Annotated in this window: 19 protein-coding genes; 12 read left to right on the top strand and 7 right to left on the bottom strand. The window is 72.6% G+C overall.

All coding sequences use genetic code 11. The features are described 5' to 3' along the window. Window positions 1-369 precede the first annotated feature (369 nt). A complete protein-coding gene (locus ACJ6WD_RS02920) occupies window positions 370-2052 on the bottom strand; it encodes a glycoside hydrolase family 13 protein (RefSeq protein WP_407615079.1) in 1683 nt (560 codons plus the stop codon). A gap of 643 nt (window positions 2053-2695) precedes the next feature. Here ACJ6WD_RS02920 and ACJ6WD_RS02915 point away from each other — a divergent pair. From ACJ6WD_RS02915 to ACJ6WD_RS02900, 4 genes are all read left to right on the top strand, one after another. Continuing rightward, window positions 2696-3202: a PadR family transcriptional regulator gene (locus ACJ6WD_RS02915; protein WP_331249676.1), complete on the top strand. Its 507-nt coding sequence runs from the start codon at window positions 2696-2698 to the stop codon at window positions 3200-3202. A 345-nt stretch (window positions 3203-3547) separates the two neighbouring features. Further along, window positions 3548-4381: a M55 family metallopeptidase gene (locus ACJ6WD_RS02910; protein ID WP_407615111.1), complete on the top strand. Its 834-nt coding sequence runs from the start codon at window positions 3548-3550 to the stop codon at window positions 4379-4381. Continuing rightward, window positions 4374-5750, top strand: coding sequence for a M20/M25/M40 family metallo-hydrolase (locus ACJ6WD_RS02905; protein WP_407615078.1), 1377 nt, complete (start codon window positions 4374-4376; stop codon window positions 5748-5750). The genes ACJ6WD_RS02910 and ACJ6WD_RS02905 overlap by 8 nt, the downstream gene beginning before the upstream one ends. A gap of 525 nt (window positions 5751-6275) precedes the next feature. Next, window positions 6276-8066: a CocE/NonD family hydrolase gene (locus ACJ6WD_RS02900; protein ID WP_331249684.1), complete on the top strand. Its 1791-nt coding sequence runs from the start codon at window positions 6276-6278 to the stop codon at window positions 8064-8066. Window positions 8067-8211: 145 nt separating this feature from the next. Here the strand turns inward: ACJ6WD_RS02900 and ACJ6WD_RS02895 are convergent, their stop codons facing one another. The 3 genes from ACJ6WD_RS02895 to ACJ6WD_RS02885 all read right to left on the bottom strand — a co-directional run bounded on the left by ACJ6WD_RS02895 (window position 8212) and on the right by ACJ6WD_RS02885 (window position 10517). Beyond that, window positions 8212-8406, bottom strand: a complete 195-nt coding sequence (locus ACJ6WD_RS02895; protein WP_016573271.1) for a ferredoxin — start codon at window positions 8404-8406, stop codon at window positions 8212-8214. 48 nt (window positions 8407-8454) lie between these two features. Further along, entirely contained in the window at window positions 8455-9642 is a 1188-nt protein-coding gene (locus tag ACJ6WD_RS02890) for a cytochrome P450 (protein WP_407615077.1), read from the bottom strand. A 191-nt stretch (window positions 9643-9833) separates the two neighbouring features. Then, window positions 9834-10517: a TetR/AcrR family transcriptional regulator gene (locus tag ACJ6WD_RS02885; protein ID WP_407615076.1), complete on the bottom strand. Its 684-nt coding sequence runs from the start codon at window positions 10515-10517 to the stop codon at window positions 9834-9836. Window positions 10518-10563: 46 nt separating this feature from the next. Between ACJ6WD_RS02885 and ACJ6WD_RS02880 the strand changes: the two genes are divergently transcribed. The 5 genes from ACJ6WD_RS02880 (at window position 10564) to ACJ6WD_RS02860 (ending at window position 13803) form a co-directional block, all read left to right on the top strand. After that, window positions 10564-10782, top strand: coding sequence for a hypothetical protein (locus ACJ6WD_RS02880; protein ID WP_407615075.1), 219 nt, complete (start codon window positions 10564-10566; stop codon window positions 10780-10782). Window positions 10783-10791: 9 nt separating this feature from the next. Further along, a complete protein-coding gene (locus tag ACJ6WD_RS02875; RefSeq protein WP_407615074.1) occupies window positions 10792-11073 on the top strand; it encodes a hypothetical protein in 282 nt (93 codons plus the stop codon). 60 nt (window positions 11074-11133) lie between these two features. Continuing rightward, on the top strand, window positions 11134-12588 hold the full coding sequence (locus tag ACJ6WD_RS02870; RefSeq protein ID WP_407615073.1) for a CoA transferase: 1455 nt from the start codon (window positions 11134-11136) through the stop codon (window positions 12586-12588). A 172-nt stretch (window positions 12589-12760) separates the two neighbouring features. Next, on the top strand, window positions 12761-13402 hold the full coding sequence (locus tag ACJ6WD_RS02865) for a GNAT family N-acetyltransferase (protein ID WP_407615072.1): 642 nt from the start codon (window positions 12761-12763) through the stop codon (window positions 13400-13402). Beyond that, window positions 13399-13803 carry a glyoxalase superfamily protein gene (locus ACJ6WD_RS02860; RefSeq protein WP_016573265.1) on the top strand — a complete coding sequence of 135 codons (405 nt, stop codon included), beginning with the start codon at window positions 13399-13401 and terminating at the stop codon, window positions 13801-13803. Before ACJ6WD_RS02865 ends, ACJ6WD_RS02860 begins: the two co-directional genes overlap by 4 nt. Before the next feature lie 36 nt (window positions 13804-13839). Here ACJ6WD_RS02860 and ACJ6WD_RS02855 read toward each other — a convergent pair whose 3' ends face one another. Further along, window positions 13840-14184 (bottom strand): DUF6204 family protein, encoded by a 345-nt coding sequence (locus tag ACJ6WD_RS02855; RefSeq protein ID WP_233660607.1) that lies wholly within the window; start codon window positions 14182-14184, stop codon window positions 13840-13842. Window positions 14185-14324: 140 nt separating this feature from the next. Between ACJ6WD_RS02855 and ACJ6WD_RS02850 the strand changes: the two genes are divergently transcribed. The 3 genes from ACJ6WD_RS02850 (at window position 14325) to ACJ6WD_RS02840 (ending at window position 18425) form a co-directional block, all read left to right on the top strand. Then, entirely contained in the window at window positions 14325-15230 is a 906-nt protein-coding gene (locus tag ACJ6WD_RS02850; RefSeq protein WP_038526803.1) for an arginase family protein, read from the top strand. Window positions 15231-15338: 108 nt separating this feature from the next. Further along, entirely contained in the window at window positions 15339-17375 is a 2037-nt protein-coding gene (locus tag ACJ6WD_RS02845; RefSeq protein ID WP_407615071.1) for a DUF5107 domain-containing protein, read from the top strand. A 129-nt stretch (window positions 17376-17504) separates the two neighbouring features. Next, window positions 17505-18425, top strand: a complete 921-nt coding sequence (locus tag ACJ6WD_RS02840) for an NADP-dependent oxidoreductase (protein WP_233660603.1) — start codon at window positions 17505-17507, stop codon at window positions 18423-18425. Window positions 18426-18536: 111 nt separating this feature from the next. On the opposite strand, the gene ACJ6WD_RS02835 is transcribed toward ACJ6WD_RS02840, so the two are convergent. Together ACJ6WD_RS02835 and ACJ6WD_RS02830 are read right to left on the bottom strand one after the other, a co-directional pair. Beyond that, a complete protein-coding gene (locus ACJ6WD_RS02835; protein ID WP_233660602.1) occupies window positions 18537-18890 on the bottom strand; it encodes a VOC family protein in 354 nt (117 codons plus the stop codon). Window positions 18891-19003: 113 nt separating this feature from the next. Beyond that, entirely contained in the window at window positions 19004-19819 is an 816-nt protein-coding gene (locus ACJ6WD_RS02830; protein ID WP_407615070.1) for a methyltransferase domain-containing protein, read from the bottom strand. Between the last annotated feature and the right edge of the window lie 98 nt (window positions 19820-19917).

Raw genomic sequence — 19917 nt, 5'->3', positions numbered from 1 at the left:
CCACCCGGTATCCCACCGGCTACGGCGATCAAGCGGCGACCGTGCCCTGGTAGCGGGCACCCCGCAAGAATGCGGGCCGATCGGCCGATGGGAAAAGACCGGACGGGTGTGATATGCGCCAAACGGACATTGGCGTCATCGCGCCCGGCGGGCCGGAACGCCGCTCGGCCCGCGGCCCCGCCCCGACGCCCTCGTGGGCGCCGTCGCAGGCTCGGGCGGACCACCGCGGCATCGCCGGAGGCGGCCGCCTTCCCGTGCTCCCACAGGCCACCGCGCACGCCGTTTCGCGCAGGCCCCTGCGCGCCATCGGGGCGCCGGTCGACACCACCGCCCCGATGCGCCCCGATCTCGCGGCGAACCGCCGCCCGTCTACGGCAGCAACGGCTGGACCGGGTCCATCCACCAGGCGGCGGTGGCCCCCGGCAGCGTCCCGGCCGGACAGTCACCGCTGGCCAGCAGGGGTGCACCGGTCACCGGCGCCGGCACCGGCCCGGTGCCGAAGTTCACCGCGCAGACCAGACCGTCACCGCGGACGAACGCCAGCACCTGCGGCGGCGATTCCAGCCAGCGCAACGTGCCGTCACCCAACTGGGGAAGGCCCCGGCGCAACTGGAGCGCCTCGCGGTACAGATGCCAGAAGGATCCGGTGTCGGCCACCGCCCCCTCCGCCGTGTGCGCCGCGAACGACGCCGGCTGCGGCAACCAGGTCGACGCCGCCCCGGGCGCGCTGAAGCCGTACGGGGCGGCCTCCCCCGACCAGGGCAGCGGCACTCGGCAGCCGTCGCGGATGTGCTGCCGGCTGCCCGTGCGGTGGAAGATCGGGTCGGTGAGCACGTCGTCCGGCAGGTCGTCGACCTCGGGCAGGCCCAACTCCTCGCCCTGGTAGACGTACGCGGCGCCGGGCAGGGCCAGCATCAGCAGCGCCGCGGCGCGCGCCCGGGCCGGGCCCGACGCGCCCGCCGGGGTGCCCGCTTCGCCGGCGTAGCGGGTGACGGTGCGCACCTGGTCGTGGTTGTTGAGCACCCAGGTGACGGTGGAACCGGTGTCCGCGATGTCGGTCAGCGCCTCGGAGATCACCTTGCGGAAGAGGTCGACGTCCCAGCGCGCGGTCAACAGGTGGAAGAAGAACGCCTGGTGGAGCTCGTCGGGCCGCACGTAGGCGGCCTGCTCGCCCGGGGTGCGCACCGAGACCTCGCCCACGAGCAGCCGGTCGTGGCCGTCCCGGGCGGTGTACTCCTCGCACAGCGCCCGCCACTCGCGCCACACCTGGTGCACCTCGGGTTGGTTCCAGGCCAGCGGGTTGACCGAGTCGCGGGTGCGCTCGTCGGCCTCCGGGTCGGGGGAGTCGGGGAGCTCGGGGTGCTTGAAGAGCCCCGCCGCCACGTCGATGCGGAAGCCGTCCACGCCGCGGTCCAACCAGAAGCGCAGCACCTTGTCGAAGTCGGCCGCCACGTCGGGGTTGCGCCAGTTGAGGTCGGGCTGCTCGGGGGTGAACATGTGGAGGTACCACTGCCCCGGGGTGCCGTCCTCCTCGATGGTGCGGGACCAGGCGGGGCCGCCGAACATCGCCCGCCAGTTGTTGGGCGGCAGTTCGCCGTGCTCCCCGCGCCCGTCCGCGAAGTGGAAGAGCGCCCGCGACGGCCCGCCGGGCCCCTCCTCCAACGCCGAGCGGAACCAGGGGTGTTCGCTGGAGCAGTGGTTCGGGACGATGTCCAGCAGCACCTTCAGGCCGAGGCGGTGGGCGTCGGCCATCAGCCGGTCGAACTCGTTGAGGTCGCCGTAGACGGGGTCGACGTCGCGGTAGTCCGCCACGTCGTAGCCGTGGTCGTGCTGCGGGGACGGGAAGAACGGGCTGAGCCAGATCCCGTCCACGCCGAGCTTCTTGAGGTACGGCAACCCCTCCCGGACGCCGGCCAGGTCTCCGGTACCGTCTCCGGTGGTGTCGCGGAAGCTGCGGACGTAGACCTGGTAGATGACCGCATCGCGCCACCAGCGCTGGGCCGTGTCCTGGGCGGGGGTCGGAAGGCCGCGATCTGCGGTGGCTGTGAGCATCTGCCGGATCCACTTCTTACGGTGCAAGTCGGCGCGGCGGCTTGCGAGTTGCTGTTATGCATGCATGTTAGGTAGCCGCATCTTTTCGGTGTCAACTGAATGTCGAAAGTCGAACGGTACGTGCCCGGATTTGTGGGGTACTGCGTCTCGATCCCGTCTGGAATGTCATCCGGCGGATGCCCACGCGATCCTCAACTCCCTTGCCCTGTAGGCGAGTAGGGAGTAGCTACATGAGTGCGGACCGTAGGGGCTCACCTCACGGAACGTGGTGCGGTCGCCACCTGGCGTCGGCCCCGATACCGCCTTCCGGTATACCTGTTAGCCGTTGTGGAGGGAGCTGCGCGCCCTCCGCAGGAACGGCCTCCGTGTGAGGACTTGGGGACAAGACTTCCGGAGGAAGCCCTCAGGGGCGGGACGGTCACCGGCCGGGCCCGCTCCGGACCGGACGGTCGCTTCGGCAACCGCCGTTGCGGCAGCAGGCGTTGTCGTGCACGCCGATGCGGGTAACGGGGCGGGCGGGGCGCGCCGAGGGGCGGACGCCGCGCCCCGGGCGACGGGGACCGGGCAACGTTTGACGACTACGACTACGACTACGACTACGACTACGGGCAACGGGCGTCGAGGGCTCAAGGAGAGGGAGAGCGTGCGACTGCCACTCCTGGCACTGCTGGTCAACGGACCCGCGCACGGATACGAACTCAAACAGGCCCTGGAGGCGCTCCTGGGTGCGGCCTACCCCCGGCCGAACGTCGGCCAGATCTACGTGACCCTGGGCCGGTTGGAGAAGACGGGCCTCATCGAGGGCGAGGACGTCGAACAGTCGGACCGGCCGAACAAGCGGACCTACCGGATCACCGCGGCCGGCCGCGAGGCGGTGGAGGCGTGGTTCGAGGACGCCACCGTCGAACCGCGGGTCCGCGACGAGTTCTTCATGAAGCTGGCACTGGCCTCCCGCGCCGGGGCCACCAGCCGGGTCGCCCTGATCGACCGCCAGCGTCGGCACTACCTCAAGAGCATGCGCGAACTGTCCCGCCTGGCCGCCGCGGAAGACCGCGACAACCGGGTCGCGCACCTGCTGATAGAGGGCGCGATGTTGCACATCCGGGCCGATCTCGCATGGTTGGAACGCTGCCAGGAGGACCTGGGGTGAGGGGACGGGCGGCTTAGTCGGGTGGCTTAGTCGGCCGGTGGCGGTGGCGGTGGCGGTGGCGGTGGCGGTGACCCGCTTCCTGGCGTGTGCCTCCGCGTTGGTTTTTTCCCCTCCGCCCACCCCCCCGTTCGGGGGGTGGGCGGGTATGGACGGCCGGTGGGCCGCCCGTGGCCGCGCCCACGCGAACGCGCACGGCCGGCCGCCCCCGCCCCGCCGCCCGGATGATCTTCAGTGGTCTGGACCTCCGGAGTTATCCACAGCCCTGGTCGGCGGGTTGTGCCCCGCGTAACGTGATCAGTCAAGGATCGGGCACATGCCCTCTCACCTGCGATGGGACTGATAGACGTGAAGATCCTGATCTCCGCGGACATGGAGGGAGCCACGGGCGTGACGTGGCCCGCGGACGTGCTGCCGGGTACGCCGCAGTGGGAGCGCTGCCGCCACATGTTCACCTCCGACGTGAACGCCGCCATCGCCGGCTTCTTCGACGGCGGAGCGGACGAGGTGCTCGTCAACGAGGCCCACTGGACGATGCGCAACCTGCTGCTGGAGCAGCTCGACGAGCGCGCCGAGATGCTGACGGGCCGCCACAAGGCCCTGAGCATGGTCGAGGGCGTGCAGCGCGCAGACGTCGACGGCATCGCCTTCGTCGGCTACCACACCGGTGCCGGGACGGAAGGCGTGCTGGCGCACACCTATCTGGCCAACACCCTCACCGGCGTCTGGGTCAACGGGACACGCGCCAGCGAGGGGCATCTCAACTCCCTCGTCGTGGCCGAGTACGGGGTGCCCGTGGTGCTGGTGACGGGCGACGACCGGACGTGCGTCGACGCGCAGGGGTACGCCCCGCAGGCGCCCGGCGTGGCGGTCAAGGACTACGTCTCGCGCTACGCGGCGGTGTGCCGTCCGCCGGCCCGCACGGCGGCCGACATCCGGGCCGCGGCCTGCAAGGGCGCGGCGCTCGCGGTGCGTCATGACCCGGTCCGGGGCGGCCCGTTCCGGTTCGAGTTGGAGTTCGACGCCGAGCATCTGGTGGGGGCCGCGACATGCGTGCCCGGCGTGGAGCGCTGCGGCGAGCGCCGGGTGACGTATACCAGTCAGGAAACGTACGAAGCCATCCGGTGTTTCAAGGCGGTCACCACGGTCGTCTCGTCCGCCGTGGAGGAACAATATGGCTGAGATCCAATGGGCACAGGACGCGTCCGACCGGGACGCCGAGACGGTCGATCAGCAGGCGCTGGACGAGGTGGTGCGGTTCACCTCGGACCTGATCCGCATCGACACCAGCAATACCGGGGACGGCACCTGCCGGGAGCGCCCGGCGGCGGAGTACGTCGCCGAGCGGCTTGCCGAGGTGGGCATCGAGCCGGTCCTGGCGGAGCGCACCCCGGGACGCACCAACGTCGTCGCCCGCATCGAGGGCAGCGACCCGTCCGCGGACGCGCTCCTGGTGCACGGGCACCTCGACGTGGTCCCGGCCGAGCCCGCCGACTGGCAGGTCCCCCCCTTCTCCGGGGAGGTCCGCGACGGTGTGGTCTGGGGCCGCGGCGCCATCGACATGAAGAACATGGACGCGATGATGCTCGCCACCGTCCGGCAGTGGGCCCGCAGCGGTGTGCGGCCCCGGCGGGACGTCGTCCTGGCCTTCACCGCCGACGAGGAGGCCAGCGCCGAGGACGGCTCGGGATTCCTCGCCGACCACCACGCCGACCTCTTCGAAGGCTGCACCGAAGGCATCAGCGAATCGGGCGCCTTCACGTTCCACGCCGGCGGCGGAATGCGGATCTACCCGATCGCGGCGGGGGAACGGGGCACCGCCTGGCTGAAGCTGACGGCCCGGGGCCGGGCCGGCCACGGCTCGAAGGTCAACCGCGACAACGCGGTCAGCCGGCTGGCCGACGCGGTGTCCCGGATCGGTGCGCACGAGTGGCCGGTGCGGCTCACCCCCACCGTCCGGGCGGCGCTGCGCGAGCTCGCCGCGCTGCACGACATCGACGTCGCCCTCGAGCGCCCCGACTTCGACGTCGACGCCCTCATGGCGAAGCTCGGCCCGGCCGCCAAGCTGGTCGAGCCGACGGTCCGCAACAGCGCCAACCCGACGATGCTCACCGCCGGCTACAAGGTCAACGTGATCCCGGGGTCCGCCACCGCCTACGTGGACGGGCGGGTCGTCCCCGGAGGCGAGGCGGAGTTCCGCACGACCATGGACGCGCTCACGGGGCCTGACGTCAGCTGGGACTACCACCACGGCGAGGTGGCGCTCCAGGCCCCGGTCGACTCTCCGTCGTTCGCCGCGATGCGGGCCGCGATCGAGCGGTTCGACCCGGACGGGCACGTCGTGCCGTACTGCATGTCCGGGGGCACGGACGCCAAGCAGTTCTCCCGGCTCGGCATCGTCGGCTACGGCTTCTCGCCGCTGAGGCTGCCGGAGGGGTTCGACTACCAGGCGCTCTTCCACGGCGTGGACGAGCGGGTGCCCGTGGAGGGCCTGCACTTCGGCGTCCGGGTCCTGGACCACTTCCTGCGGGGCGTGCCGGGGAGCCGCTGACCGACCTTCTGCGGGGGGTGCGGCGGTCCGAGCCGGCCGTCGACGCGCCGGCCGGCTCGGTCGCCGGACCGTCCGCCACGGAGGAGCCGACGGCCGGGGACGGCCATGGGCCGCTGGCGTGTGAGGTCGGCGGGGGAGGGACCCGCCTCGTCGAGGTGCGGTGTGGCACGCGGCCGGCGCGGGAGTGGACTGAGGCTCCGGCAAAGGCCGTCCGCCGTGCGCCCGCGCCCCGGGGCTCGCCGTGACGTTGCGTCAGAACGAGGCCCCTGGCCGGCGCTGCGCACCGGCGCGTCTCGTGGCCGTATCCGCGCCCACCGCAGCCCGGCAAAGGGCGTGCCATCGGCCCATTTCCCGCCCAGATGCGATGAACTGACGTCCTATCACCGGCGCACGTCACGAGCGTTGACATGTCCGTTACTCGTGTCACAACATGAGCGCGCCGTTACCGACTGGTTGGTACGACGTGTCCTTCTGGAGGTCTGCGTGCCCAGCGTGTCCCGAGTCGTGTCCCGCCCCGTGCTCCGCATGTCCCTCGCCCTGCTGACCGGCACCGCCCTCACCGCCCCTCTCGTCCTGAGCGCCCCGGCCGCCGCTGCGGGGGACGCCGCCGAGCCGTACACGGTCACCGCGTTGAAGGTCACCATGCGGGCGGGCGACCGCCTGTGCGCGGTGGACGCGGACCTCTACCGCCCGACGGGCGTCAACGCCGCGCACCCGGCGCCGGCCGTGCTGACCACCAACGGCTTCGGCGGCAGCAAGGCGGACGGCTCGACCAACGCCACCGCCCGGGCGTTCGCCGACCGCGGCTACGTCGCGCTCGCCTACTCCGGCCTCGGATTCGGCAAGACCGGCTGCCCGATCTCCCTCGACGACCCCCAGATCGACGGCAAGGCCGCGAGCCAGCTCATCGACCTGTTGGCCGGGACGCGCACCGCCGACGACGGCACCCGCATCGACTTCGTCGCCAAGGACCGCCCCGGCGATCCCCGGGTCGGCATGATCGGCGGGTCGTACGGCGGCGCGATCCAGATGGCCACCGCCGCGGTCGACCACCGCGTCGACGCACTGGTCCCGCTGATCACCTGGAACGACCTGTCCTACTCCCTCGACCCGAACAACGCCGCTCGCACGGACGGCGTCAGCGGTCCGGTACCCGGTGCGTACAAGTACCAGTGGACGAACGGGTTCTTCCTCATCGGGGAGGCGCAGGGGCTGCTCCACCCGGGGCTGGACTCGTCGCGGGCCGGCGGCGCCTGGTGCCTGCACTTCGTCGCGCCAGCCTGCCGCACCAAGCGGCTGCTGGACTCGCGCGCCTACCCGGCCGACGAGACCCGGACGATGCTCGCCTACGCCCGCAGCGTCTCCCCGGTCTCCTACCTGAAATCCGTCAAGGCGCCCACCCTGCTCGTCCAGGGCCAGGCCGACACCCTCTTCAACCTCAACGAGGCCGCGGCCACGTACCGGACGCTCGCCGCCCAGGGCACGCCCGTCAAGATGATCTGGCAGTCCTGGGGCCACAGCGGCGGGATGAAGGACCCGGCGCCGGGCGAACTCGACCTGGGCAAGGGGAATCTGGACACCAGCTACGTGGGTCGGCGGATCCTCGCCTGGTTCGACCGCTACCTCCGGCACCGGACGGCCACGAGCACCGGACCGGCCTTCGCGTACTACCGGGACTGGGTGAGCAGCGGTCCCACCTACGCCTCCTCGTCAGACTTCCCGGCGGGTGACGACCGCCGGCTGTACCTGTCCGGGGACGGCAAGCTCGTCGACGACCGTGCCAAGGTGGCCCGCGGAAGCCGCGACTACCGCAACCTGCGGGTCCCCACCAGTCACTCGGAGAACTCCCTGTCCGGCATGCTCGGGCTCCCCGACCCGGCCCCCTACGACATCAAGGGCACCTACCTGGACTGGACCTCGGAGCCGGTGACCGGCGGGCCGTTGGACGTCGTGGGGGCCCCGAAGCTGACGCTGAAGGTCGTCTCGCCGCAGGCCGAGCAGGTGCAGAACTCCTCCGACGCGGCGGACAAGCTGGTGCTCTTCGCGAAGCTCTACGACGTCGCGCCGGACGGCCACAAGACGCTGGTGCACCGGTTGGTGGCCCCGGCCCGGGTGCCCGACGTGACCCGGGAGTTCACCGTGGAGCTCCCGGGCATCGTGCACCGCTATCAGCCGGGACACCGGTTGCGGCTGGTGATCGCCGCGAGCGACTCGGCCTATGTGGGCAATCGCGGCGTGAAGCGCGTGACGGTCACCAGCGCGCCCGGGGACGCCGGTGTCCTCGAACTGCCCGTCACCCAGGGAGCCGTGCCGTAGCGGGCGGATGGCTGCCGCGACGGGGGGGCGGCAGGGCCAGGTGAGGTGCGCGCCGCGACACCCGATGCCGGTGGCCGGCCGGGCGTCGGGCGTCCGCACCGGCGACCGCTCGGGGCGGGTGCCGGTGCGGGGCGGTCCGTCGGCGTCAGTCCTCCGTGACCTCGATGGCCTGTACGGGGCAGGCGCGGGCGGCTTCGCGCACCAGGGGGTCGCCCCCGCCGTCCTCCCGGCCCGGCAGCAGGGCGCTGAACCCGTCGTCGTCCTGGGTGAACACCGACGGGGCGGTCAGTGCGCACTGACCGGAACCGATACAGACGCCGGTGTCGATGGTGATCCGCATCTTTGGAGCCCTTTCCTTGGCGTGCCGCGTGCGGTGGGCCGAACGGCGCTACCAGATCAGCGGCAGTTCGATCATTCCTTGGAGAGTTTCCCCCGGCTTGAAGGGAATTTCGGCAGCCGGCACGGCGAGTCGCAGGTCGGGCACTCGCCGGAACAGCGAGCGTAGCGCGATCTCCAACTCGGCGCGGGCCAGATTCTGGCCCAGGCACTGGTGGATGCCGAAGCCGAACGCGACGTGGTGGCGGGCCGAACGGTCGACGTGGAGTTCGTCCGGTGACGGGTAGGCCGTCGCGTCGCGGTTGATCAGGGAGGTGGAGAACACCACGCCGTCGCCGGTGCGGATGGTGTGCCCGGCGATCTCGATGTCGGCGGTCGCGACCCGCAGCATGCCGTCGGCTATGGACAGGAACCGCAGCAACTCCTCGACCGCTCCCGGTATCAGGCTCTCGTCGGACCTCAACTGGGCCAACTGGTCGGGGTGTTCGAGGAGGGCGAAGGTGCCGAGGGAGATCATGTTGGCGGTGGTCTCGTGCCCGGCGACCAGCAGGACCATGGCCAGCCGGACCAGTTCCTGGTGTTGGAGCGTGCCGGCCCGGAGCTGCTCGGCGATCAGCTCGTCGAGCAGTCCGTCACCCGGATCCGTCTCCTTGCGGGCCATCAGATCCGCGAGGTATCCCTCCAACTCGCGTCGGGCCTGCTCGCTCTCCTCGGCCGTGCCTCCGCGGAGGATGCGGCGCGACCGGCCCTCGAAGAACTCGTGGTCCGCGTACGGGACGCCGAGCAGCGAGCAGATCACCATCGACGGGACCGGGAGCGCGAACGCGGAGACCAACTCGGCGGGTGGGCCCTGCTCCAGCATCCGGTCCAGGAGGCCGTCCACGATCTGTTGGATCTGCGGTCGGAGCGCGGCGGTCCGTTTGACGCTGAAGCTGGGGATCAGCATGCGGCGCTGAGTGTTGTGCTCGGGATCGTCCACGCCGATCAAGGGGGTGCGCACCCGCCGGACGGCCTCGAACCGCTCGACCGGGATGGGGAAGGCCGGGTTCTGCCGGTCGGACGACAGGCGGGGGTCGACCAGCAGCGTCCGCGCCTCGGCGTGCCCGGTCACCGCCCAGACCTTGCGGCCGTTGTAGAAGCTGACGTGCGAGAGCGGACCGGATTCGCGCAGCGGCCGGTAGTTCGTCGGCGGGTGGTAGGGACAAGTGCGGTCTTGAGGGAAGGGGATGGTTCCGGTCACGGTTCCTCCCGTGCGGGTGGGGAGTGAGTTGCTCGCCCGGGGGACACCGCCTGCTGCTGACTGGCGTGCCTGCCGCGGGACGAGTCGTGCGCGCCGCGCTGCTCTCCGTGGGGGCGGGTGCCGGTCACCCCTGCCCGCCCGCCGTCCGGCACAGGGGATGGCGGTCCCGCAATTGCGTCCGGTCGGTGCCTTCACCCCCTCTCGGCGGTGGCGTCCGCCGCCCGGCGCGGCGGGTCCGATGGTCGAACGTCCGGATCGGCCCCGGAGGTTCCCGTCGGATGCAGCAGGGTCTCCAGCACCGCGTCCAGGTGGCGCTCGCGGGCGGGGCCGTCCGGCAGGGAGCGGGGGACCGAGTGGCTCAGCTGGGTGTGCCCCAGGTAGGCGGTGTACGCGAGCAGGCCGCGGCGGTGCGCCTCGTCCTCGGGGAAGCCCAACTCGACGAAAAGGTCGGCGATGTGGCCGATCCGGCGGTCGGTCACCCGGGCGAGCACGGACGACACCCGTGGATCGCCCGCGGAGGCCAGCAAGGAGACCTCCAGCGGATCCTCGGCGGCCCGGCGGGTGGCCCGCAGGAACAGGCGGCGGAGCCGTGCGCCCGGGTCGGGCTCGTCGGCCAGCTCGGCGATCGCCGCTTCGGTGCGGGCTTGTGCCCAGCGGTCCAGGGCGGCCTCGATCAAGGCGTCGCGGTTGGCGAAGTGCCAGTAGAAGCTGCCCTTCGTGGTGCCCAACCGGGCCGCCAGCGGCTCGACGGCGACCGCGGAGAGGCCCCCTTCCCCCATGGCCGCCAGTGCCGCGTCCGCCCAGTCCTGCACGGTCAGTCGCTGCCGTGCGGCGGCGCCGCCGGTCCCCTTCGTCCGCTCTCGCACCATGACCATACGCTACCGTACGGTAAAAACATACGCCACCGTATGGAGGTGCTCCGTGCGCACGATCCGCGACGCCCGTGTCCGCACCGTCCACGCCCCCCGCAGCCGCCCACCCCGCGCGCAACTGCTCAACCGCCTCCGATGGGACCGCTCGACGGCCGTACCCCTCCCGGCGGGCGCGACCCTGGCACGCAGTGCCTTCTCGCGCGTGGACTTCCACGGTGCCTGGCAGGTGCCGCTGCGCCCCGGCATGCCGCGCGAACCGGACGCGTGACAGCGGGCGTTGCGCCGGGCCCCGTTCCCCGTCCTCGCCCGGCGGGGTGGCGAGACGCTGTTCGGCAAGGACGCCGGACACCTCGACTTCCGCGCGTCCCTGCTGGTCACCGACGACCACATCACCCTCGGCACGGTGGTCCGCATCCACCACCGCGGCGGACGGCTCCACCGGGCCGCGCTACGCCGGCTCCACCCCTTCGCCGCCCGCGGCGTGCTGCGCAGGGCCCACCGCGAGGTGGCACTGTCCGCGCCCACCGCGGGGGAGCGCTGGTGGACGCACCATCCGTAGGCGCCTCACGGACGCCCCCACCTACTGGTCAAGGATGGCACTCAGTGCCAGACTCGGTTCATGGTGCAACGAGACGACACGCGACGGCGGACCGCCGGCACGGACCAGGCATGGGCGGCGCTCGGCGGCGCCCCCGGGCTCACGGCGCGGATCTCCTACGACGGCCCGCCCGGCCTGCTCGCGGCCCGCCTCCCGGTCATGGCCCTGGCCCGCTCCACGGTGGCCGTCTGCGCGCTCGCCGCGGCCGAACTGGCCGCCCGGCGCGACGACGTCCCGCTGCCCGCCGTACGGGTCGACGACGGCGCCGTGGCCACCGCCTTCGTCAGCGAACGGCACCTCCGGATCGACGGCCGCGCCCCGACCTCCTTCGCACCGCTCTCCCGCTTCTGGCGCACCACGGACGGCTGGCTGCGCACCCACGCCAACTACCCCCACCACCGCACCCGTTTGCTCGACGCCCTGGGCCTGTCCGGCACCGCGACGCCCGCGGACGCCGAGGCCGCCATCGCCGCACGCCGCTGCGAAGACCTCCAAGAGGCCGTCCACGCGGCGGGCGGCCTGGCCGTCGCCGCCCGCACCCCCGAGGAGTGGTCCGCCCACGAACAGGGCGCCGCCGTCGCCCGCCACCCCCTGGTGACCCGGGCGGCCCTCGGCGCCGACGCCCCACCGCGCCCCCTGCCGGCCCGCGCCGGTGACCCCCTGCTGCCCGCCGCCGGGCTGCGGGTGCTGGACCTGACCCGGGTGATCGCCGGCCCGGTGGCCACCCGCACCCTCGCCCTCCTCGGGGCCGACGTCCTCCGCATCGACGCCCCGCAGCTGCCGGAGAGCCAGGACGCCCACTGCGACACCGGCTTCGGCAAGCGCTCCACCACCCTCGACCTGGGCTCGCGCGGCGGCCGCATGTCCTTCGAGGCACTGTTGGCGGAGGCCGACGTCGTGGTCACCGGCTACCGCCCCGGCGCCCTGGACCGCCTCGGGCTCGCCCCCGAAGCCCTCGCCGAGCGCCGCCCCGGCCTGGTCGTGGCCCGCCTCTCCGCCTGGGGCGACGACGGCCCCTGGGGCGACCGCCGCGGATTCGACAGCCTCGTGCAGGTCGCGACCGGCATCGCCGCGGTCGAAGCGAGCGCCGACGGCACCCCGGGCGCACTGCCCGCGCAGGCACTGGACCACGGCACCGGCTACCTGCTGGCCGCGGCGGTCCTGCGGGCACTGACCGAGCAGTCCCGGACGGGCGGCTCACGCCTCGCGACGCTGGCCCTCGCCCGTACGGCGCGCTGGCTCATCGAGGACCTCCCGGACGAGCCCGAGCCGGCCGGCCCCGAGGGCACCACGGACCCGACGGCCGCTACCGGCCACGACCCCGCCCGCCACCTCAGGGAAACCCGCAGTCCCGTAGGGCGGCTGCGGCACGCGCTGCCTCCGGTGTCCTTCGCCGGAGGCCCGACCAACTGGAGCACACCGCCCGGCCGTTGGGGTACCGATGCGCCCGCCTGGCGCCCCGCCGCACGCCCATAGGGCCCTGACCGCACCCGTACCCGCACCCGTCCCCGTACACCGGCCCCGACCAGCCGTACCGACGCCGGGGCCTACGAGCGGGTAGCGGTCCGCCCGTAGGCCACGGGACGGCCGGTCACCAGGCGGAAGAACGCGGTTGGTCCAGTCTCGCCGCCCCTCGTACGATCTGCGGATGACGAGCACCGACCGCTATCTCGCACGTGGCCCCCGGGCGGGCATCCGGCACTTCACCGCCGCGGACCGGGCGGAGTTCACCGCGCTCAGCCGGCAGAGCGCCGACCTGCACCGGCCCTGGCTCTTCCCGCCGGACGACGACGCCGCGTTCGACGGCTACCTGGCGCGGCTCCAGGAGCCGCTCCGGGAGGGCTTCTTGATCTGCGAGCACGACAGCGGCCGGATCGCGGGCTACCTCACGATCAACAACATCGTGCACGGCGCCTTCCGCAGCGGCGCCATCGGCTACGGCGCCTTCGCGCCCGCCGCCGGCCGCGGCCTGATGAGCGAGGGCCTGCGGCTGGTGCTCCGGTATGCCTTCGACCACCTGGGGCTGCACCGCCTGGAGGCCAACATCCAGCCGACCAACAGACAGTCGATCTCCCTGGTCGAGCGCGCGGGCTTCCGCCTGGAGGGGTTCTCCCCGGACTTCCTCTTCGTCGACGGCGCCTGGCGCGACCACGAGCGCTGGGCCGTCACCCGTGAGATGGTCCCTGAGGACGCAGACGACCAGACGGACCGGAAGGACCCGGCGGACCGGGCGGTCCAGGAGGGCGACCGGGCGGACCGGGACGTCCGGAGAGGCGGCGAGGCGGAGTGAACGATTCCAAGGGCGCGGGGGACGTCGTCGTCCGGCGCGCCGTACCGATCTTCCGGATCTTCGACGTGGCCAAGGCGCACGACTTCTACGTCGACTACCTCGGCTGCACCATCGACTGGGAACACCGCTTCGCACCCGACATGCCGCTCTACACCCAGGTCTCCCGCAGCGGCCTGGTGCTGCACCTCTCCGAGCACCACGGCGACGCCACGCCCGGCTCCACCGTCTACGTCGAGCTGACCGGCGTGCGGGCCCTGCACGCCGAACTGACCGCCAAGGACTACCCCTACCTGCGGCCCGGCCTGGAGGAGGACGAGTTCGGCACCGGTCTCACCCTGATCGACCCCTTCGGCAACCGGCTCCGCTTCAACGAGCCGCGCCCCGACGAGCCGGGGAAGTGACGCACCCCCACGCGACGCCCTCCAACGGGAGCGCCCCTAGTGCCCCTGGCGGCCCTTGCGGTTGATCTTCATCGTGTCCATGTCGGTCGCGGTGGACCGCAGCTCCCGATGGCCCAGCCCCGCCGCCCGCAGCGCGGCCTCCGCCTTCTCCTCCCCGAGCGCGGCGGCCATCTCCTCGCCGTACTCGGCGTCCGAGACGATGACGAAGCGGTAACTGAAGGCGTGCAGCGCGGCGTCGTAGGCCAGCGAGCCCTCGGCGGTGAACTGCATCTGCGCGAGCCCGTGGTCCTCGACCTCGGCGAGCAGCGTCGCCCGGGCCTCCTCCGTGAGCTGGTCCCACTTGCCGCGGACGATCACTCGGTAGGTGTGCTGCGTGGCCATCTCCACCGCTTCCGTTCTGCTCGACGTTCCTCGTGTGCAGCAGTAGAGGCTATGCCGCACCGGCCCCGCGCCGCCCGGCAATTACCGTGCAACCCCCTGCAACGACCGGCCGTTTGTACGCCGCCCGTTACGATCGCCGCATGCGCCGGAACGTGTTGATCGATGCTCCGTCCAACCTGGGACTGCGACCGCCCGCCCCCGGTGTGGTGCCCGGCTGCTACAAGCTCGCCGGGGCGCTGCGGGAACAGGGACTGCTGCGACGGCTCGGCGCCCTGGAGGGCGGCGTGGTGGTGCCGCCCCGCTACGGCCTGGGGGACTGGCGCGAGGGGGACGGGGACTTCCACGCCCCGGCGATCGCCTCGTACAGCGCGCGACTCGCCCGCCGGGTGCAGGGCCACGTGCGCAGCGGCGACTTCCCCGTCGTCCTCGGCGGCGACTGCAGCATCCTGCTCGGCGCGGTGCTCGCCCTGCGGCGACTGGGCCGGTACGGCGTCGCCTACCTGGACGGGCACGGTGACTTCCGGCACCCCGACAACACCGCGGTGGCCGGCCCGGTGGGCGCCGCCGCCGGCGAGGGCGTCGCACAGATCACCGGGCGCGGCCAGGCCGAGCTGACGGACATCGAGGGGCTGCGCCCGTACGTCCGCGACGAGGACGTGTGCCTCCTGGGGGTCCGCGACGCGGACGTGGACCAACCCGAGCTGGCCGGACTCGGTATCAGTTGCACCAACGTCGGCGGGATCCGGCGGCACGGGCCGGAAGCGGTCGCCCGGGAGGCACTGCGCCACCTGCAGAACTCCCCACTGGACGGCTTCTGGATCCACCTGGACGCGGATGTGCTGGACCCCACCGTCATGCCCGCGGTGGACAGCCCCGACCCCGGCGGCCTGTTCACCGAGGAACTCCGTTCGCTGCTCGCCCCGTTGGCCGCCTCCCCGCGCTGCGTGGGCGTGACCGTGGCGATCTACGACCCGGACCGCGACCCCGACGGCTCCGGGGCGGTCCTGCTTGCCGACCTCCTGACGGACGTTTTTGCGCAACCCTGACCCCAGCTGGCCAACAGCAGCCCTGTTCAGACGGGCCGTCACGTTGTTCCATGGTCAACAAGGGGCCGCCAGAGCCGAGGTGGTCCGGTCCGACCTTGCGAGGCAGCCGTGGCCACCAGCGTGCACCGCACCACCCTCACCCTCCCCATGGCCGCCCTCGGCCCGGACAACCCGCTGCCCGCACTGCACGGGGTCGGCGACGCGCACCGCGTCGAGATCCCCCAGGACGCCGGGCTGCCCGCCGACATGGCACGGCAGACCGGCTACGCACCGCTGCGCTCGATCCTGCCCACCCAAATGCGGGACGGTTACGGCCGGGAGCGCCACCTGACCGACATCGACGCACTGGTGATCGAGAACGACCGGTTGCGTGCCATCGTCCTCCCCGGACTCGGCGGCCGGGTGCACTCCCTCCACCACAAGCCCACCGACCGCGAACTCCTCTACCGCAACCCGGTGGTGCAGCCCGCCGCCTTCGCCCTCAACGGGGCGTGGTTCTCCGGCGGCATCGAATGGAACGTCGGCGCCACCGGCCACACCACCCTCTCCTGCGCCCCCCTGCACGCCGCCCGGGTACCCGCACCCGACGGCGGGACGATGCTGCGCCTGTGGGAGTGGGAACGCCTGCGCGACCTGCCCTTCCAGGTCGACCTGTGGCTGCCCGACGACGCCGAGTTCCTCTACGTCGGCGTGCGCATCCGCAATCCCCACCACCACACCGCCCCGGCTTACTGGTGGTCCAACACCGCCGTACCCGAAGACGCGCACACCCGCGTACTGGCCCCCGCCGAAGCCGCCTGGCACTTCGGATACCAACGCACCCTGCGCCACGTCCCGGTGCCGGAGTCCGACGGGGCCGACCGCACCTACCCGCTGCGCAGCGAGTTCCCCGCCGACTACTTCTACGACCTGCCCCAGGGCGCGCGCCCCTGGATCGCCTCCCTCGACCGCGACGGCCACGGCCTGGTGCAGACCTCCACCGCCACCCTGTCCGGCCGCAAGCTCTTCCTGTGGGGATCCGGCCGGGCCGGCCGCCGCTGGCAGCGCTGGCTCACCGAGCCCGGCACCGCCGGCTACGCGGAGATCCAGGCCGGCCTCGCCCGCACCCAACTGGAGCACGTCCCACTCGAAGCCGGCGGTCAATTCACCTGGCTGGAGGCGTACGGACCGCTGAGCGCCGACCCGTCGGCGGTGCACAGCACCGACTGGGCGGCGGCGCGCGACGCCGTCGAGACCCGACTGTCCGAAGTCCTGCCGCGGGCCGACGTCGACGCCGCGTACGCCGCCTGGCTCCCCCACGCCGACCAGGAACCCAAGGAACACCTCGCCACCGGCTCCGGCTGGGGCGCCCTCGAAACGGCCCGGGCGGGCCTGGACCTCCCCGGCACGCCCTTCGACCCGGCCACGCTGAGCGCCGCGCAGCAGCCCTGGCTGACCCTGCTCAGGACCGGGGAACTGCCCACCGCCCCGCTCCCCGGACCCGCGCTGGTCTCCCCGGCCTGGCGCGACCTCCTGGAATCCGCCCGTCCCGGTGCGGCCGCCGAGTACCACCTCGGACTCGCCCAGTGGCACGCCGGCGACCGCGCGCAGGCCGTCCGCAGCTGGGAACGCGCCCTGGCCCACGGCGCCGGCTGCCTTCCGCTGTACTGCCTGGCCGTCGCCGAGTCCGCGGCGGGCGAAGCCGCGCACGCCGCCGACCGCTTCACCGAGGCGTTCGCCTGCGCCACCAGGTCGGCCGCGTCCGACGATCCGGCGACCGCCCGGGTCTGGCGGGAGACCTTGCCGGCCCTCGCCCGCACGGCGATCCCCGCGCTGCTCGCGGCGGAACGGGCCGACGGGGCCGCGGCGATGCTGGCGGCACTGCGCCCGGCCGAGCGTGCCGGCGGCCGCTTCCGGCTGCTGACGGCGCAGGTCCTGCTCGCCCAGGGGCAGCCGCGGGCGGCCCGGGAGGTCTTCGACGAGGGCTTCGAGATCGCCGACCTGCAGGAGGGCGCGGAGGTGCTGAGCGACATCTGGTACGCCATCGCCGAACGACTGGTCGTGGCGGACGGTCCGGTGACCGCGGAGGCCGCGGAACGGGCCAGGGCGGAGCATCCGCTGCCCGAACGGTACGAGTTCCGGATGCGCCCGACGGATCCGGCGTAGCGGAGCGGCGTGGGACTCCCGGCGGGCCGTCCCGCCGGGAGCCCGCCCCGTTTCCGCGTTGGCATATGCCACTTGGGAAAGAGCGCCGGACTCCGGAATCCCCGCCGATCGTCACGCGTTGTGACGGTCATGAAGGCAATCACCACGAACAGTTACGGCGGACCCGAGGTCCTCACCCACTCCGAGCAACCCGAACCCAAGGTCGGACCCGACTCGGTGCTGATCCGAGTGAAGGCCGCCGGCGTCAATCCGGTCGACTGGAAGATCGTCGCCGGCCACCTCGACGGCATCATGCACGTCCATTTCCCCCTCATCCCCGGCTGGGACGTCGCGGGAGTGGTCGAGGCCGTGGGCGCCGACGCCTCCGAGTACGCGGTCGGCGACGAAGTCATCGGCTACGTCCGCAAGGACGAGGTACAACACGGCACCTACGCCGAACTCGTCGCCGCGCCGGTGCGCACCCTGGCCCGCAAGCCCGACTCGCTCAACTGGCACCAGGCCGCCGGTCTGCCCCTGGCGGGGCTGACGGCCTATCAGTCGCTCAAGCGGGCCCGGACCAGAGCGGGCGACCTGGTGCTGGTGCACGCCGCCGCCGGCGGGGTCGGCTCACTCGCCGTGCAGATCGCCGTCGCCGAGGGGGCCCGCGTGATCGGCACCGCCAGCGAGCGCAACCACGACTTTCTCCGCTCCCTGGGCGCCGAACCCGTCACCTACGGCGACGGCCTCGCGGACCGGGTCCGCGACCTGGCGCCCCAAGGTGTCGACGTGGCACTGGACTTCGTCGGCGGCGGGGCCGTCGACGTCTCCCGGGCCCTGCTCAAGGAGCCGAGCCGCGTCGTGTCGATCGCCGACGGCGAGGTCCGGGCGAAGGGCGGGCACATGGTGTGGGTCAGACCGGACAGCGCCGACCTGACCGCACTGGCCATCCTCGCCGACGCGGGAAAGCTGACCGTGCCGGTCGACGCGGTGCTTCCCCTGCCGGAAGCCGCCGAGGCGTTCCGGCTCAGCATGGCCGGCCGCACCCGCGGCAAGATCGTCCTGGAGGTGTGACGGACGTGCGGGCGCGATCACCTCGGCGGCGAGATCCACCGGGGCACCACCGAACGGAAAGCACGGGAGGCGAGGGCGCGACGGGCGACGCCGCGCGGAGCGCGACGCCGCCTAGGCGCCCTGGCTGCGGTCGACGTACTCGAAGACAGAACCGTCCGGATGACGGGCGATCAGGTTGCGGCCGATGGGGGTGGCCAGCGGCCCGGCGATGATGTCCGCGCCGACCGCGGTGAGATCGGCGACCGCCACGTCCACATCCTGCACGGCGATGGTCGCGGCGATCTTGCGCAGCACCGACAGTTCCGCTTCCGGACCGCTCATCAGGAAGAAGCACCCGACCGCCGCGACCGCCACCCCACCGCGTTGGAAGCGGATCGCCTCGGCGCCGGTCAACCGTTCGTACGTCGCGACCGCGGCATCGAGGTCGCCGACACATACCCGAAGTGAGGTCCCCAGAATGTCCATATGGATCAGCCTAGTTGGGCTCCCCGCGGCTGCGCTAACCCCAGGTCGCGGTGTGACCACGCCGTGCCGACGCAGTGGAGGCGACGTGACGGCGAGACGAGGCTGACGCTACGTCACACCCGGCACAGCACCTCGCCGTGCAGCATCGCGAACCACCCGTCCTCCTGGGCTCCCCACTCCCGCCACGCCGCGGCGATGCGGGACAGTTCCTCGGTGGTGGCGTGCCCGCCGTCAACCGCCAGCTTGGCGTAGGAGGAGGCGACCGTACGGTCCGCCCACAGCTCCGACCACCAGACCCGCTCCTCCGGGGTCCGGTAGCACCAGGTGCTCGCGGACGCGGTGATGTTCCCCGGCGGGAAGCCGGCCTGGCGCGCCCAGGCGTGCAGTCGGCGTCCGGCGTCCGGCTCGCCGCCGTTGGCGCGCGCCACCCGCCGGTACAGGTCCAACCACCCCTTCATGCGCTTGACTTCCGGATACCAGGTCATGGTGGCGTAGTCCGAGTCGCGCACGGCGACGACGCCGCCGGGCTTGGTGACGCGACGCATCTCGCGCAGCGCCTGCACGGGATCGCCCACGTGCTGCAGCACTTGGTGGGCGTGCGTCATGCAGAAGGTGTCGTCGGGGAAGTCCAGTGCGTGGACGTCGCCGACCGCGAAGCGGATGTTCTCCACTCCGCGGGCGGCGGCCGTGGCGCGGGCCTGCTCCAGGACGGCGGGTGCGTGCTCCAGGCCGGTGACGTGGCCGTCCGGCACCAGGCCGGCCAGGTCGGCGGTGATGGTGCCGGGGCCGCAACCGATGTCCAGGACCTGCATGTGCGGGCGCAGTGAATCCAGCAGGTAGGCAGCCGAGTTGGCGGCGGTGCGCCAGGTGTGCGAGCGCAGTACGGACTCGTGGTGGCCGTGGGTGTAGACGGCGGATTCCTGCGGCATGGACGGCTCCTTCGCGGGCATCGGGGGGCTGTCGCACGCGGCCGTGACGGGCCACGACCGGGTGCGGAAGCCCCGTGGTGTGCTGCCCTCACACCGTA

Origin of the sequence: Streptomyces sp. VTCC 41912 (assembly GCF_045799175.1) — a bacterium.
Classification (GTDB): Bacteria; Actinomycetota; Actinomycetes; order Streptomycetales; family Streptomycetaceae; genus Streptomyces; species Streptomyces albulus_C.
The sequence above is the reverse complement of the archived record's forward strand: the minus strand, read 5'-3'. Positions and strand labels throughout refer to the sequence as shown.

Coding starts and splice junctions, on each gene's coding strand:
- ACJ6WD_RS02920 (WP_407615079.1), bottom strand. CDS start 2,052: ATGCTCACAGCCACCGCAGATCGCGGCCTTCCGACCCCCGCCCAGGAC.
- ACJ6WD_RS02905 (WP_407615078.1), top strand. CDS start 4,374: ATGGCTGAGATCCAATGGGCACAGGACGCGTCCGACCGGGACGCCGAG.
- ACJ6WD_RS02900 (WP_331249684.1), top strand. CDS start 6,276: ATGTCCCTCGCCCTGCTGACCGGCACCGCCCTCACCGCCCCTCTCGTC.
- ACJ6WD_RS02895 (WP_016573271.1), bottom strand. CDS start 8,406: ATGCGGATCACCATCGACACCGGCGTCTGTATCGGTTCCGGTCAGTGC.
- ACJ6WD_RS02885 (WP_407615076.1), bottom strand. CDS start 10,517: ATGGTCATGGTGCGAGAGCGGACGAAGGGGACCGGCGGCGCCGCCGCA.
- ACJ6WD_RS02870 (WP_407615073.1), top strand. CDS start 11,134: ATGGTGCAACGAGACGACACGCGACGGCGGACCGCCGGCACGGACCAG.
- ACJ6WD_RS02865 (WP_407615072.1), top strand. CDS start 12,761: ATGACGAGCACCGACCGCTATCTCGCACGTGGCCCCCGGGCGGGCATC.
- ACJ6WD_RS02855 (WP_233660607.1), bottom strand. CDS start 14,184: ATGGCCACGCAGCACACCTACCGAGTGATCGTCCGCGGCAAGTGGGAC.
- ACJ6WD_RS02850 (WP_038526803.1), top strand. CDS start 14,325: ATGCGCCGGAACGTGTTGATCGATGCTCCGTCCAACCTGGGACTGCGA.
- ACJ6WD_RS02840 (WP_233660603.1), top strand. CDS start 17,505: ATGAAGGCAATCACCACGAACAGTTACGGCGGACCCGAGGTCCTCACC.
- ACJ6WD_RS02835 (WP_233660602.1), bottom strand. CDS start 18,890: ATGGACATTCTGGGGACCTCACTTCGGGTATGTGTCGGCGACCTCGAT.
- ACJ6WD_RS02830 (WP_407615070.1), bottom strand. CDS start 19,819: ATGCCGCAGGAATCCGCCGTCTACACCCACGGCCACCACGAGTCCGTA.